Source organism: Paenibacillus sp. J22P59 (genome assembly GCF_059383895.1).
The window spans coordinates 251,271-266,544 of record NZ_JBXENX010000003.1; the positions used below are offsets into that span (position 1 = coordinate 251,271).

Consider the following 15,274-nt stretch of genomic DNA (forward strand, 5'->3'; position numbering starts at 1 on the left):
TGATGAGAGAATGGGTATTCATCAAGGTGATGATATAGGCGATTGTCACACTCATGCTGTAGAGGGCATAAGATACTCTATAAATCGTGACCGTCACCCGGAAGGGCCGGTTGTTGCACAACGCAGTAAGGGAATCGACCAGCAAATAGGATTGGAACCCAAACTGTACTGTGAATCCGCTATATCCTCATCTTGATGGCATAAGGAGGTACGACAGAATGAAACATATTATCGCAGAGCTAGAGCAAGCGGGAGTCGGTCAGTTGTTAATCAATGAGCCGCTAGCGAATCATACCACATGGAAGATAGGCGGTCCCGCTGATATCCTGCTTATTCCAGACGGCAAAGACCAACTCGTGTCGGCCATCCGATTGCTTCATAAGCATCAAATTCCGTGGACCAATCTTGGCCGTGGATCAAATATGCTGGTGAGTGATAAAGGGATTCGCGGAGTTGTGATCAAACCGCGTGACGGGCTTGACTATGTACGCTTTGACGGGACACTCGTGTATGCGGGTGCATCCTATTCGTTCATTAAACTGGCTGTAATGGCTGGCAAACAGGGGCTGACCGGTCTTGAATTCGCAGGGGGGATTCCTGGCGCGGTAGGTGGAGCTGTCTATATGAACGCAGGCGCACATGGATCGGATGTGTCACGTATTTTTAGATCAGCTGACATTGTACTGGATACAGGTGAGTTGGTTCGATTCGAACGGGATGATATGCAATTCTCCTATCGTCATTCTATCCTTCACGAGAAGAAGGGTATGGTTGTAGAGGCCGTGTTCGAGCTTGCAACTGGAGATGCCAAGGAGATTGCAGCTGCTATGGCTGCTCATAAAGCACGCAGGCTTCGTACTCAGCCCCTGCAGCTCGCATGTGCAGGCAGCGTCTTCCGTAATCCGCCGAATGACTTTGCGGCAAGGCTTGTTCAAGAGGCAGGATTAAAAGGCGTTCGTGTCGGAGGCGCTCAGGTTTCGGAGCTTCATGCCAACTTCATCATTAACACTGGGCAAGCGACAGCTGAAGATGTTCTCACCCTCATGTCCCACATTCAAGGCACGGTGGAGGACCGTTTCGGAATTCGATTAGTGCCGGAAGTATTGGTGGTGGGTGAGCGGTAATTCGGAGGTGATACATTGGACAAATTGGTGATTGAAGGCGGGAAACCTCTCTCAGGATCCATTGTTATCCAAGGAGCGAAAAATGCCGCTTTGCCGATATTGGCTGCCAGTCTGCTGGCGGAAGGCACAACGATTATTGATGGTGTGCCGAAATTGCTGGATATCGATGTCATGCTTAACATTTTGCGCGAATTAGGATGCCGCGCCGAGCACACGGGGGATACGGTTGTTCTGAATACAGACACCACACATCTCTCTCATGTGCCGGAATCGTTAATGGGACAGATGCGCTCTTCTATCTTTTTGATGGGGCCATTACTTGCAAGATTCGGAGAAACACAAGTGTACCAGCCGGGCGGTTGCGCAATCGGTGAACGAAAAATTGATCTTCACTTAGAGGGGCTGCAAGCACTGGGCGCCAGCATTGAGGAGATCGGCAATCGGATTATTTGTCGGGCAGATCGTTTGCGCGGTGCAGATATTCATCTGGCCTTTCCAAGCGTAGGCGCTACGGAGAACATTATGATGGCTGCTGTGCTTGCAGAGGGTCGAACAACGATCAGCAATGCTGCGCGCGAGCCGGAGATTCAGGATTTGCAACGGTTTCTTAATGCGATGGGTGCAAAAATAATAGGTGCCGGAACCGATACGATCACTATTGATGGGGTACAGTCACTTACACCATGCCGATACAAGGTTATTCCTGATCGAATCGTAGCTGGTACCATTATGGTTGCAGCAGCGGCAACAAGAGGGCAAGTTACGCTGCTAAATACGCATCCTACACATTTATCCTCATTAATACATGTACTGCGTCGTGCTGGTGTTCAAATTATCATAGACGGTGATATAATAAAAGTCAGTGGGACGACGAGGGCCAAAGCAGTAGAGAGGGTTGTTACATCTCCGTACCCTGCTTTTCCAACCGACTTACAGTCACAAGTTATGGTATTGCTCGCTCTGGCTGACGGAGTCAGCATTATGAAGGAGACGATCTTTGAGGGCCGTTTCAAGCATGTGGATGAACTTTCAAGGATGGGGGCAGATATTCGCGTTGATCTCAATGCGGCTTTCATTCGAGGAGTTCCAAGGCTCTATGGCGCAACGGTGGAAGCAACTGACCTTCGGGCGGGAGCGGCATTAGTTATTGCTGGCCTGGCTGCCCAAGGCAAGACAGTGGTTGAGCAGATCCATCATATTGATCGTGGTTACGATCGGATAGAGGCTATGTTGAGTCGGTTAGGTGCTCGAATATCACGCCACTCACCCGTGCCCAAAAATTGACCGTTAAGATCCGCAGCTGTATAGAGAGACTCCCGGCTCCCGCCATGAAGGGGGACCGGATGTTTTTGGGGAAAGAAGGGACAAGTTATGAATGCGTCAATGCCGGTACTAAAAGAACCAAATGGCAAAAGGAAAGGCAGCCGCAAGCTGCTTGTTATCCTTGTTCTGTTATTTGCTGTTCTATTATCTGTACTGTTTTTTAACTCTTCTATTAGCAAGATTACAACAATTAAGATAGAAGGCGCAGAATATGCGAAGAAGGAAGAGATTCAGCAAGCTGCTGATATTGCTACCGGCGATGCCTTCTTCGGCGCGATGACCGAAAAGATTGAGAATCGTATTCGCGCATTGAAACCAATTGATGAAGTTAAAGTGGTCAAAACTTTTCCCGGTGTTGTGAAAATAACGGTTAAAGAGTTTCCTGTAGTAGCTTTTGAATTAACCAGCAATGGGGAATTGGCTGCCATTATGTCTAATGGAACAAGCGTAACCGCACAAGGGACAGAAGAATTGGTAGACAAGCCAATCCTCTCAGGCTGGAAGCCGGGAGATGCCCAGCGTACGGAACTGGCGAAGCAGCTCGGACTTATATCAAGCAAACAATTATCGGATCTATCTGAGATCATTCCTTACCCATCGAAGGCCTATCCCGATCGTATCAAAATATATACAAGAACGAAATTTGAGGTTGTCACGAGCGTTTCCTTGCTTTCGAATAAGATAGATGCTCTTAATGCGGTGGTAGAAACACAGGAACCAGGGAAAATAACGATGCTTCTTGCAGATACGTATGTTTCATTTGATGGAAGTTCAACAGAAAATATGGAATCTGAATAAAAAGAGACTACTCAATAGCTTGAAAGAATGGTAGAATTTTAGGCATGGATTTATTGTGGCAGGCTTAGCCGGGCACTGAAAGATCCCTCAAAACTTCCTTCCAGTATTATCAAGCGACTTAAATAGATGATTTTTTTGTTGAAAAAAGAGGGAAAATATCAAGTACGTTGAATATGTAGAAAGACGTTTATTAAGTAATCTTATTTGTGTTCTATAATTTTCTATTTGAAATGGAGGTGCCGCGGGTTGAGCAGCAACGACATCATCGTTAGTTTGGACATCGGTACATCCAAGGTTCGCGTTATTATTGGTGAAGTGACGAATGGAGCCATTAATATTATTGGAGTTGGATCTGCCGACTCGGAGGGTATTCGCAAAGGAGCTATTGTAGATATTGACCAGACTGTCCAATCCATTCGCAATGCTGTTGAGCATGCGGAGAGAATGGTCGGCATTCAAATATCAGAAGTATACGTCGGCATACAAGGCAATCATATTGCTCTGCAGACGAATCATGGCGTCGTTGCCGTATCCAATGAGGATCGTGAAATAGGTGAGGAAGATATAGAACGGGTGCTGCAAGCAGCTAAAGTAGTTGCTCTGCCGCCTGAGCGTGAAATCATTAACTTGGTGCCTAAGCAGTATTTGGTAGACGGCTTGGAAGGGATCTCGGATCCGCGAGGAATGATTGGCGTTCGTCTGGAAGTTGAGTCTACTATTGTGACTGGAGCAAAGACGGCGATACATAATTTAATGCGTTGTGTAGAGAAGGCTGATCTTCGTATATCGGGCGTAATCCTGATGTCGCTCGCTTCCGGTGTGATGTCCCTGACCAAGGATGAGAAATCAATGGGAACGGTTCTGACAGACATAGGAGCAGGTTCTTGTACGATTGCTATATTTGATCAAGGCGGATTGGCAGCCATCTCAACGTTGCCAATTGGCGGGGAATACGTGACGAATGATATTGCATACGGCTTGCGCACCCAAGGCGAGCAAGCTGAGAAAATCAAACTGAAATACGGTTGCTCGTTTGTCAGTGATGCAGCCGAAGATGTGAAATTCAAGGTTATGCGGATGGGCAGCAATGTGGAGAAGGAATTCTCTCAGGTTGATCTGGCTAGCATTATTGAACCTCGCATGCAAGAAATATTCCAGCTTGTGAAGCAAGAGGTTCGTCGACTGGGCTATGGGGAAAAGGTAAATGGCTACGTCCTTACTGGCGGCTCGGTAACGATGCCTGGTACACTTGCATTAGCACAAGCAGAGCTTGAATCTACCGTGCGTATTGCACTGCCTGATTATATCGGCGTTCGGGATCCTGCATTTAGCAGCGGTGTAGGAATGATTCAATATGTATCGAAATATATGGGAATACGCGGAGTAAGTTCAGTGAAGAAACCTGCTGGTCGTAAGACGGGTTCCACCGCTTCATCCAAACCCGGTATGTTCGAACGGATAAAAAATATGTTTAATGAATTTATTTGATCGGGGGAAAATGACAGATGTTGGAGTTCGATTTGGATATAGAGCAGCTTGCACAGATTAAAGTAATTGGTGTGGGTGGCGGCGGTAGCAATGCCGTTAACAGGATGATTGAGAACGGCGTCAAAGGCGTCGATTTTATTACAGTGAATACGGATGCGCAAGCCTTGCATTTGGCTAAGTCGGAGCACAAGCTGCAGATCGGCGATAAGCTGACACGCGGTTTAGGTGCGGGTGCGAACCCTGAGGTTGGCAAGAAAGCGGCGGAAGAATCTCGCGAGCTTGTCATCAACCAGCTGAAGGGTGCGGATATGGTATTCGTAACTGCTGGTATGGGCGGCGGTACAGGTACAGGTGCGGCTCCTGTCATTGCAGAAATTGCAAGAGAATGCGGAGCACTAACTGTAGGTGTTGTAACTCGTCCATTTACTTTCGAGGGACGCAAACGCTCTGCCCATGCTGAGATCGGTATTGAAGCACTGAAAGAGAAGGTCGACACCCTCATCGTCATTCCAAACGATCGCTTGCTTGAGATCGTTGATAAGAAGACCCCGATGCTCGAAGCTTTCCGCGAAGCGGATAACGTATTGCGTCAAGCCGTTCAAGGTATCTCCGATTTGATCGCTGTTCCAGGTCTAATCAACCTTGACTTTGCAGATGTAAAGACGATTATGACTGAGCGTGGTTCAGCGTTAATGGGTATTGGTATTGCTACTGGCGAGAACCGTGCAGCGGAAGCCGCTAAAAAAGCAATTATGAGCCCACTGCTTGAAACCTCTATTGATGGCGCTCGCGGTGTCATTATGAATATCACTGGCGGCAGCAACTTGTCACTCTATGAAGTGAATGAAGCTGCAGAGATTGTTATTTCGGCTTCTGATCCAGAAGTGAACATGATCTTCGGTGCAATTATTGATGAGGATTTGAAGGATGAGATCAAAGTAACGGTTATTGCTACCGGCTTTGAACATAAGCCTTCTGCGGCGATTCGCCGTCAGCCTCAAGCAGAGCCAGAAGCACGTACAAATCCTTCTGCAACTGCAGCGCCATCGCCTTCTAACGTGAAGCCATTTGGCAGCAGCCCTTCTAGCGATCAGCTTGAAATTCCAGCATTCTTGCGCAACCGTCCGCGCAGTGACCGTTAAATAGGGACTGTCACATAAAGAGTCCCAAATTAAAAGAAGCTTCAAATCCACAAGTGAAATGGATTTGAGGCTTCTTTTTTTATAGAACCATGTCTGTCTCGATAGGGGCCTACTCATAAAGGTTCTTGGACATTTTTTTACCCATTGGTGGGCGAGCAGGTTAGGAAGTAGAACTTACTCACCTGCTTGTTAGTGAAGCATTTTCTCTACGTAATAAGGATATTTTCGCTAAAAGGATTACTCTGCAAGCCTGATCGAGGTTTAACGTCACTAAGGTTTCTAGTCGAGAAGCTTAGTTTCTCACTAGTGAACCTAGCTTCACTGTCCCATTTTTTTGCCGCTATATAGAGTAGGGCATTGTAAAGGGATTCACCAAATAGAGAATGCTGTTCCTTCCTAGAATAAAAATACTACACTGCTATTTAAATAATTATGTAATTGAATAGCGCAATTAGCGTCTCAACAGTGACGCACAAAAAGGAAGTCCCAACAGCCATAGGCTTCAGGGGCATCCTTTAATTAAACAAACCCTCGTTAATGAAAGATCCTCTGGACACAAACTTTGCTTGCTTTCCTGTTATACTTTGGCTTTCTTTGCCGCTTTATTTTATCCAACTCGACAAAAAAAGATAGGTCAGTCCGTCATGATTAGACAGACTTTGAAATAGGATTTGAATATACTAGTGTCAATCGAACTTTTCCGGGTACCGTCAGCCGGCTTGATGATCGAACCCGCAGGAAGGTGAAGCCTTGGCTATCTATGTCGATGTCTTATTTCTAAGAGAATTGCTAGTTGACGGCAGCTTGTTGCTAACAACCGCTTGGGCTCGGAATATAAGAGCACGTCCCTGGCGTGTACTTGCTGCTGCTGCAATTGGCGCCTGCTATGTCATTCTGATGCTGTTTCCTCCGCTTACTGTATTATTTACGTTTCTTGTAAAAATAGGGGTATCCCTATTGATGCTTTGGGTGGCATTCGGCTTTGCGTCCATCCAGCATTATCTCCGGAATATTGCTGCTTTTTATACGATTAATTTTGTGGCTGCGGGGGCTATTATAGGCATTTATTATTTGCTTATGCAAGGCTCAGGAAAAGTATGGAGAACGATCACCTTTATTAATGGCGGCATGCAGGTTGAGCTTAAGATGGGCTTTGTTTACTTGTTAGCAACTTTTTCCATCGGACTGTATATATACCGTGCTGTGCTGACTCAGAGAAGAGAAAGGGAGCTGGTGCAAACTCATCTTGCCGAGGTTGTCATTCGTATTGGTGAAAGCGAGCATAAGTGTACAGGCTTGATTGATACCGGCAATCAGCTATACGATCCTTTAACTCGCATACCCGTTATGGTCGTGGAAGCCTCCGTCTGGCAGGAGGTGCTGCCAGAATCTTGGCTGCAGAGTATTAGAGAAGGGCAGGTTGATCGACTGGTAGCAGGCTTGTTAGAGGAGGAGTTCATTTGGCAGGATCGGCTGCGTCTGGTCCCATATCGAGGCATAAACCGCGGGTCACAGTTCATGCTGGCACTGAAGCCGGATTCCGTTCAAGTAGAGCGGGAGGGGCAAGTCTATGTGACTCGGAAGGTGCTTGTCGGCATAGATGGAGGCAAGCTCGCGTCAGACAGTACTTATCAAGCGATTATTCATCCATCTCTTGTTCAGAACAACCAATGATTAGATAACCCATGAATTGCAAATCATTTTGGGGAGGGATGGGCCGGATGCTCGTCAATTGGAAATTGGTCCTGCAGTTATACTATTATCGCGTTTTATTTTTATTCGGATTAAAAAGCGAACAGATTTATTACATTGGTGGCAGCGAGGCGCTTCCGCCGCCCCTGACCCGCGAAGAAGAAGAGTATTTGCTGGATAAGCTGCCTTCGGGCGATACGGCTATTCGTGCCATGCTGATTGAGCGCAATCTGCGCTTAGTCGTATATATTGCCCGCAAGTTCGAGAATACGGGCATTCATATTGAAGACTTGGTATCGATTGGTGCAATTGGACTTATTAAAGCGGTTAATACATTTGATCCAGAGAAAAAAATAAAGCTTGCTACATATGCCTCCAGGTGTATTGAGAACGAAATATTGATGTATTTGCGCCGCAACAGCAAAACGCGGACAGAGGTGTCCTTTGATGAGCCGCTTAACATTGATTGGGATGGCAATGAGCTGCTGTTGTCTGATGTACTGGGCACAGAAAATGATACGATTTACCGCAATATTGAGGAGCAGGTCGACCGCAAGCTTTTGCATAAGGCATTAGATAAGCTGTCGGAGCGTGAGCGAATTATTATGGAGCTTCGATTCGGTTTGGCAGACGGAGAAGAAAAAACACAGAAGGATGTAGCTGATTTACTCGGAATTTCTCAGTCCTATATTTCACGGCTGGAGAAGCGAATTATTAAGCGTTTACGCAAGGAATTTAATAAAATGGTCTAACTCCAGCACTCCAATCGGGTTTCTTAAGGTTGGAAGCGGAGGAATAAAAACGGGTCTCAAGGAGATAATGTACATTAATGTTTCTCCTTGGGAGGTAATCACGTTGACCCGAAATAAAGTCGAGATCTGTGGAGTGGATACCGCAAAACTGCCTGTCCTGACCAACATCGAAATGCGGGAGCTGTTCACCGCGTTGCAAACCCGCAATGAATGGGCAGCCAGAGAGAAATTAGTAAACGGCAACTTGAGGCTTGTACTTAGCGTCATACAGCGGTTTAACAATAGGGGAGAATTTGTAGACGATTTATTCCAAGTCGGCTGCATCGGACTTATGAAGGCGATCGATAATTTCGACCTTGGCCAAAATGTTAAATTCTCTACCTATGCCGTACCGATGATTATCGGGGAAATTCGCCGTTACTTACGTGACAACAACCCGATACGCGTATCGCGGAGCTTGCGGGACATTGCTTATAAAGCGCTGCAGGTGCGGGACAGCTTAACGAATCAAAATTCTCGCGAACCGACAATATTTGAAATCTCTGAGGTATTGAACGTACCGAAGGAAGATGTTGTCTTCGCACTTGACGCTATTCAAGATCCGGTCTCCTTATTTGAACCGATTTATCATGATGGCGGAGATCCGATCTATGTAATGGATCAAATCAGTGACGACAGAAACAAAGATGTCTCGTGGATTGAAGAGATTGCGTTGCGAGAAGCTATGCATAAGCTCAATGATCGAGAAAAGATGATTTTGTCGATGCGTTTCTTCGAGGGGAAAACCCAGATGGAGGTTGCTGATGAAATCGGCATCTCACAGGCGCAGGTGTCCAGGCTTGAGAAGTCAGCTATTCAACAAATGCAAAAGCATGTCAAAACGTAACGGTGCCTTCGGGCACCGTTTTTTGTTGTTTGGCTGAAAATAATATAGAAAATTTTAGAAACTTTATGTAGGTGACTGGCGTTTAATTTTATAGTAATCAAAGAGGAAGGGATGAAAGGATGAGGATAGCGTGGTTGGAGATGCGAAGATTTATTGCTGTCGTACTGGCTATAACCCTTGTATTATCGGCTGTACAACAAGCAGCAGCAGCTGGGAAGCAAGAAGCTAAGGAAATTGCTCTGCAGGCGGAAGCGACGTTTAAGCTTGGAAGCAATAAGGTCTACATTAATGGCAATCCCTTGTCGGTACAGCCTGCCTATGAGAAGAGCGGGGTAACGATGGTTTCCCTTTACGCTCTTATTAAATTGTTTCATTTAGAGCAGCAAAAGACGAATAATAATTATTCCCTTCTAACGATGTATTATCAGCCCTTTACATTGAGCTTCACGGTAGGGAAGAAAGCAGCTAAAACTACGCAATTAGGCAAAATAAAAAATATGGAGCTGACGGCAGCGCCAGCATTGAATAATGGCTCAGCGATGGTGCCGCTTCGCGATTTCGTGCAAGCCTTTGGCGGGCAGCTAAGCTATGATGCCAAGAAGAAGCAATTTAGTGTGAAGACAGTGGAGCAGCCTGTTACAGAAGCCTCCAAACGAATTGGCAGCAAAGCTAACCAATGGTCGATGCAAGCCCCGGTCGGGCTTCAGCTGCTATCTGTATCTGAATCAGATAAGACTCTCGTTTTCAAGGGATTTTACGGTACTCAACGCATATTCGGATATACCTTATCTATCTCTGTAACAGAAGATAAGGTGAAGAAAACCCCGAAGCAGCTGCTGAATGAGCAGGTTAAAAAGATCGACCAGAGACAATCCTTGATGGATAGCAGGATAGACAAACAGCAGTCCAAAACGTATGCCTATTATTCGACCAAGTGGAGAGACGGGCCGTGGGGAACCAGCTATTCGCAAAACTGGGGCATTCAATCGGGCGGGCGAACGTACTGGGTGAGTGTCCAGCAATCCAATGATGGCAATGGCTATCGCTCCAAGGAAAGGGACCGTAATGCCCAGGCCTTAATCCGAGCTTTTCAAACCTCTTATGATCAAAAAGATTCAAGCCTATTCGATTACGACGTGGCTTTCAAGTCTATAACGATTGTGAATGAGGAATACGGTCTGACGGCGAAGCTTCCAGAAGGATGGGAGGCAGATGACAGCGTATCGTACCCGCATTTAACGAACGGAAAAGCGGAGTTAACCATGAAGCTTTATCCGGTTAAGGACATGTGGAAATGGGCAGATATACGCATTGCCGCTTACAAGGCCAATGGCGCAATCATTGTTGAGCCAGCAGTAAGTACAGTTGGCTGGCTGAATAATTATGCTAATGCGAGCTTTTTAGCTAAGCTTGCTCATGGATCAAATCAGATGTCTTACCATGCATTCTCAGTGATTGAGAATATCGGATTTGAGATGATTTATACGTATTCGCCCACAGAAAATGATCAAGAGCAGTACAAGGTGGGAATTATTTTTGAGGGTCTGAATGTTGATATGGAGAAAGTACGAAACCAGTCAAGCTTGCTTGAGAAATAAAGCTGAATAAAATGTGGGCTGTCCCATAAGTGTTTAGAGAGCCCCAAGTTAAAAAGCAGCTTCAAATCCACAAATATAGTGGATTTGAAGCTGCTCTTTTCGTTAATTGCTTACTCACAGATTTACGGCATTTTTTCCCTATTGATTCAGAAGCAGGTTAGGAAGTAAAGCGAGTTTAAACTAGAACAATCACTATTGAAATGATAGGCCTCCAAAATTTTGCCTAGAGATGATGAGCTTACTTTTTCTTGTATTTTTGCGGTCGGGAGGACATTTTGGGCATATGCCACATATAAATAAAGAAAGGCAATAGGACATTCATCCCGCTGGAAAAGTGGTGAAGCGAAAGTGAAAATATCTGATTTTCAATCGAAGGACGTAATCAATATTGTCGATGGAAAAAAACTCGGACATATTAGCGATTTGGAGCTCGATCTCAGGCAAGGAAGAATCGACTCTATAGTTATCCCGCAATTTACCAGGTTTCTTGGTGTGTTTGGAGGGGGCGGGACGGAAGTGGTCATTCCTTGGCGTAACATTGTGAAGATTGGAACCGATGTTGTGCTCGTTCGTTTAGACGAAACGAAGCAGCGTCCGGAAGAAGAAGATTTGCACGCTCGCTCTTAACGAGGTAAACTGCATACAGAGGTGAGAACCGAGATGGAAGCATTCAAATCAATGGATTCGGCGAAGGGACCTTCGCTTTTTTTATTGTCTTCATGGGTAGATAAGGATGAACGACTGACAGCAGGATTCACGGGTAGAGACGGCGGAGTGAGCGAGGCGCCATGGGCAAGCCTTAATGTAGGGATTCACGTGGGGGATAAGGATGAAGCGGTTATAAGCAATCGCAGGCTGGTTGCTGAATCAATAGGATGGCCATTCGAGGCATGGACCTGCGCAGAGCAGGTGCACGGCAATAGCGTGTATGAGGTTACCGCTGCGGATCGAGGTAAAGGACGGTCGTCGAGAGCATCAGCGATTGCCGATTCGGATGCGATTATGACCAATGTTCCTGGTGTGCTGCTAGCTTCTTTTTATGCGGATTGTGTGCCCCTCTATTTCTATGATCCTGAGCATGAAGCAGTAGCATTGGCTCATGCGGGCTGGAAAGGGACCGCACAGCAGATTGCAGCCCGTACGATAGAAGCTATGACACAGAGCTACGGCACAAGGCCGGAAGCGGTGCTGGGCGCTATAGGGCCTTCCATTGGCGATTGCTGCTATGAGGTGGATAATCGGGTCATTGAACAGTTGGAGCCGCTTGTCAAATCTATTCTTATTGGGCAATCAGCATCGCCTGATTCACTAATCAGAATGGTGGAAAACGGCAAAGCTATGGTAAACTTGAAAGAAATTAACCGATATATCATGTTAAAAGCAGGAATTTTGCCGATTCATATCGAATTGACTGAGTGGTGCACTGGCTGTAGACGGGATTTATTCTTTTCCCATCGTATGGAAGGCGGCGGCTTGACCGGCCGGATGGCCAGCTGGATCGGTATCCGGGAGAGGTGACTTACATTCAATGACAACGACGCTTAAAGATCGTATAGAAGACGTAGAAAGTCGCATAGCAGCAGCATGTCTGCGAAGCGGGCGAAGCCGGGAGGACATTCATGTCATTGCGGTTACGAAATATGTATCCTTGGATACAACGCTTGCCGCTTATAGACAAGGCTTGCGTCAGCTAGGGGAAAATAGATGGCAGGATGCGCAGGCGAAGTGGGAGGCGATAAGTGCAGCAGAGGCTGATCAAGAAAGTGAACAGGCTGTGTGGCATTTTATCGGTTCGCTTCAAACGAATAAGGTTAAAGACGTCATAGGGAAATTTACATACATTCACTCACTTGATCGTATGTCGCTTGCTCAAGCGATTGACAAGCGTGCATCACAGCTCGGAATAAAGGTCCCGTGTTTTATTCAAGTGAACGTCTCTGGCGAGGATTCCAAGCATGGAATTGAGCCGGAGCAGCTGCATTCTTTTGTAACTGAATTGCAGGGTTTAGCTTCCATACAACCGATTGGTTTAATGACAATGGCTCCCTATGAGACCGAGGCTGAGCAGACAAGACCTATTTTCCGCCGATTGCGGGAACTAAGAGATGAGCTTAATAATCGGTTATTGCTGGACAAGCCGATGACGGAGCTGTCGATGGGAATGTCAGGTGACTTTGAAGTGGCGATTGAAGAGGGAGCAACATGGATCAGACTTGGTACGATACTTGTTGGAAAAGAGGGATGAGCAATGAGCGTTATGAACAAATTTATGAATTTTCTCGGTCTTCAAGAGGAAGAAGAGATTATCGAGCGTGAAAGAATAGTGCAAACCGATGAGCATGAACAGGAAATGACTGAAACTTCTCCCTTTGAGTCACGTAAAAGTACAAAGGGAAACAATGTCGTCAGCATTCACTCACAGAAAAACGCTCGTGTTGTACTTAGCGAGCCGCGTTCTTATGACGAAGCGCAGGATATCGCGGATCATTTGCGTTCACGTCGTGCGGTTGTCGTGAATTTGCAGCGTGTGCGTAATGATCTTGCTGTTCGTATCGTTGATTTTTTGAGCGGTACGGTGTACGCTTTAAACGGCAATATTTCGAAGCTGGGTCCGAACATCTTTCTGTGTACACCTGATTCGGTCGAAATTCAAGGGTCCATTACAGAAATGCTGGCAGAGGATAACGATTACAATAAGATGAGGTGACCTTTGAATTGAGTCTCTATAACTTAATTATGTCTATTCAAAATGTGTACAGCTTTTTGATCATTGGCTATGTGCTGCTGTCATGGCTGCCCAACGCACGTGAGAGCTTTATCGGTGTTGCACTTGGCAAAGTGGTAGAGCCGTACCTCGGCATCTTCCGCAGATTTATACCGCCTATTGGAGGGATGCTCGATATCTCGCCTATCGTCGCTATATTTGCTTTGCGGTTCATCGGGATGGGTGTATATGCCGTCATTAGTTTTATAGTTAATTTGTTCTAAAGGAAGGGCTTGTTATGAAACCAGCCATATATGCGCATTTCCACCCGGACGAGAAGTCCTTTGTTGACCGGGCTTGGGAATGGATAGAGCGGTCCGCACAGCTGCACGAGCTGAAGCGGACCGATTTTTTGGACCCGAGGCAAGCGGAGATCGTCTCCATGCTGGCGAATAGGCAAGTTGACGTACAGCTGCGGCTAGATGGCGGTTATGAGGGGGCGGAGCGCTGCAGAGCGATAATTGGCCCGGACTATCGCTATTTGGATGATGAGCCTGCGGGAATCTCCGTACTGGAAGTGAATGCCGGTGGAGGCTCGAATCTAGAGCTTGACCACGGCGATTATCTGGGAGCTCTTCTTGGACTTGGCATTAAGCGGGATCGCGTTGGGGATATCCATGTGCATGAGCAATTTTGCCATATCCTTGTCGTCGACGAAATTGCTGATTATCTGAATGTACATTTGAGGCAGGTTCATCGAATGAATGTGCTAACGGAGATCATTCCATTATCCGATCTGCAACCAGTGATACCGGAGCTGCAGGAGATGAGCTTCACGGTTGCTTCTATGCGGCTTGATGGCATTGCCAGCGACGTACATCGCATTAGCCGGACTAAGATTGTTGAACCTATTCGGGCGGGGAGATGCCGCGTTAATTGGAAGACCGAAGAAAACCCCTCTGAGCTGCTTCGCACAGGAGATGTCGTTTCAATTAAAGGACTGGGGCGATTCAAGGTACTGGAAGCAGATGGTGTGACAAAAAAGGGAAGAATTCGCGTTAATATTGGTAAATATATTTAACTGGTTGCAGGATTCTGTGTGTAGTTGTCGAATCCTTTGCACAACGAATATTTCCGAAGTGCGGCCGCTAATGCGGTTAATACGTTGAGGGGGTGCGCCAGTGCCGTTAACGCCATTGGACATACATAACAAAGAGTTTGGACGGAGATTACGCGGGTACGACGAGGATGAGGTTAATGAATTTTTAGATCAGGTTATTAAAGATTATGAATCGATCATCCGTGAGAATAAAGAATTGCAGAACCAAATTCTTGGGCTGCAGGAGAAGCTGAATCACTTCGCTAACATTGAAGAAACGTTGAGCAAGACAATCATTGTTGCACAAGAAGCAGCCGATGAAGTTCGGAGCAATGCGAAGAAAGAAGCGCAGCTTATTCTGAAAGAGTCAGAGAAGAATGCTGATCGTATCATTAATGAGTCACTGATCAAATCACGCAAAGTATCGTTGGAAGTAGAAGAACTGAAGAAGCAAGCTTCGATCTACCGTGCTCGCTTCCGGACTCTTATAGAGGCTCAGCTTGAGCTGCTGACTCATGATGGTTGGGATACGCTTGATTCCGGCTCCTATGGCAGCCAGAATTCCACCCCACAATTGACAGGGGAAGAGCTCCAACGCAGTTAACAGGCATTTGCCATTTGACAACCGAAACGTGATAAGCTATAACTAATATTAATCAAATGTAAGA

16 protein-coding genes and 1 other annotated feature (1 of these 17 running past the window's edge) are annotated in these 15,274 nt (G+C 46.3%); all 16 genes read left to right on the forward strand.

Features of this window, described 5'->3' with window-relative positions:
* Positions 1-218: 218 nt before the first annotated feature.
* The 16 genes from murB (at position 219) to AC50YO_RS06530 (ending at position 15,210) form a co-directional block, all read left to right on the forward strand.
* Entirely contained in the window at positions 219-1,124 is a 906-nt protein-coding gene (gene murB / locus AC50YO_RS06455; RefSeq protein WP_494844656.1) for a UDP-N-acetylmuramate dehydrogenase, read from the forward strand.
* A gap of 15 nt (positions 1,125-1,139) precedes the next feature.
* Entirely contained in the window at positions 1,140-2,408 is a 1,269-nt protein-coding gene (murA, locus tag AC50YO_RS06460; protein ID WP_494844658.1) for a UDP-N-acetylglucosamine 1-carboxyvinyltransferase, read from the forward strand.
* 87 nt (positions 2,409-2,495) lie between these two features.
* Positions 2,496-3,245, forward strand: a complete 750-nt coding sequence (locus AC50YO_RS06465; protein WP_494844662.1) for a cell division protein FtsQ/DivIB — start codon at positions 2,496-2,498, stop codon at positions 3,243-3,245.
* A 246-nt stretch (positions 3,246-3,491) separates the two neighbouring features.
* Complete coding sequence (gene ftsA, locus AC50YO_RS06470; RefSeq protein WP_494844664.1) at positions 3,492-4,733, forward strand: cell division protein FtsA; 1,242 nt, start codon at positions 3,492-3,494, stop codon at positions 4,731-4,733.
* A 17-nt stretch (positions 4,734-4,750) separates the two neighbouring features.
* On the forward strand, positions 4,751-5,875 hold the full coding sequence (gene ftsZ / locus AC50YO_RS06475) for a cell division protein FtsZ (protein ID WP_494844666.1): 1,125 nt from the start codon (positions 4,751-4,753) through the stop codon (positions 5,873-5,875).
* Positions 5,876-6,625: 750 nt separating this feature from the next.
* Positions 6,626-7,549, forward strand: coding sequence for a sigma-E processing peptidase SpoIIGA (gene spoIIGA, locus AC50YO_RS06480; protein WP_494844669.1), 924 nt, complete (start codon positions 6,626-6,628; stop codon positions 7,547-7,549).
* A 47-nt stretch (positions 7,550-7,596) separates the two neighbouring features.
* Complete coding sequence (sigE, locus tag AC50YO_RS06485) at positions 7,597-8,319, forward strand: RNA polymerase sporulation sigma factor SigE (protein WP_494844671.1); 723 nt, start codon at positions 7,597-7,599, stop codon at positions 8,317-8,319.
* 103 nt (positions 8,320-8,422) lie between these two features.
* The gene (gene sigG, locus AC50YO_RS06490; protein ID WP_494844673.1) at positions 8,423-9,205 is read left to right on the forward strand and encodes an RNA polymerase sporulation sigma factor SigG; all 783 of its coding nucleotides are present in this window, start codon (positions 8,423-8,425) and stop codon (positions 9,203-9,205) included.
* 119 nt (positions 9,206-9,324) lie between these two features.
* Positions 9,325-10,803, forward strand: a complete 1,479-nt coding sequence (locus AC50YO_RS06495; RefSeq protein ID WP_494844675.1) for a stalk domain-containing protein — start codon at positions 9,325-9,327, stop codon at positions 10,801-10,803.
* A 348-nt stretch (positions 10,804-11,151) separates the two neighbouring features.
* The gene (locus AC50YO_RS06500) at positions 11,152-11,430 is read left to right on the forward strand and encodes a YlmC/YmxH family sporulation protein (RefSeq protein WP_494844678.1); all 279 of its coding nucleotides are present in this window, start codon (positions 11,152-11,154) and stop codon (positions 11,428-11,430) included.
* Positions 11,431-11,463: 33 nt separating this feature from the next.
* Positions 11,464-12,321 (forward strand): peptidoglycan editing factor PgeF, encoded by an 858-nt coding sequence (gene pgeF, locus AC50YO_RS06505; RefSeq protein ID WP_494844681.1) that lies wholly within the window; start codon positions 11,464-11,466, stop codon positions 12,319-12,321.
* 10 nt (positions 12,322-12,331) lie between these two features.
* On the forward strand, positions 12,332-13,048 hold the full coding sequence (locus AC50YO_RS06510; protein WP_494844684.1) for a YggS family pyridoxal phosphate-dependent enzyme: 717 nt from the start codon (positions 12,332-12,334) through the stop codon (positions 13,046-13,048).
* Positions 13,049-13,051: 3 nt separating this feature from the next.
* Positions 13,052-13,510, forward strand: coding sequence for a cell division protein SepF (locus tag AC50YO_RS06515; protein WP_494844687.1), 459 nt, complete (start codon positions 13,052-13,054; stop codon positions 13,508-13,510).
* Between the two features lie 8 nt (positions 13,511-13,518).
* Positions 13,519-13,791 (forward strand): YggT family protein, encoded by a 273-nt coding sequence (locus AC50YO_RS06520; protein ID WP_494845303.1) that lies wholly within the window; start codon positions 13,519-13,521, stop codon positions 13,789-13,791.
* Positions 13,792-13,805: 14 nt separating this feature from the next.
* Complete coding sequence (locus AC50YO_RS06525; protein WP_494844688.1) at positions 13,806-14,588, forward strand: YlmH family RNA-binding protein; 783 nt, start codon at positions 13,806-13,808, stop codon at positions 14,586-14,588.
* A gap of 100 nt (positions 14,589-14,688) precedes the next feature.
* Positions 14,689-15,210: a DivIVA domain-containing protein gene (locus AC50YO_RS06530; protein WP_494844691.1), complete on the forward strand. Its 522-nt coding sequence runs from the start codon at positions 14,689-14,691 to the stop codon at positions 15,208-15,210.
* Positions 15,211-15,271: 61 nt separating this feature from the next.
* Positions 15,272-15,274, forward strand: a binding site (T-box leader) (it continues 277 nt past the right edge of the window).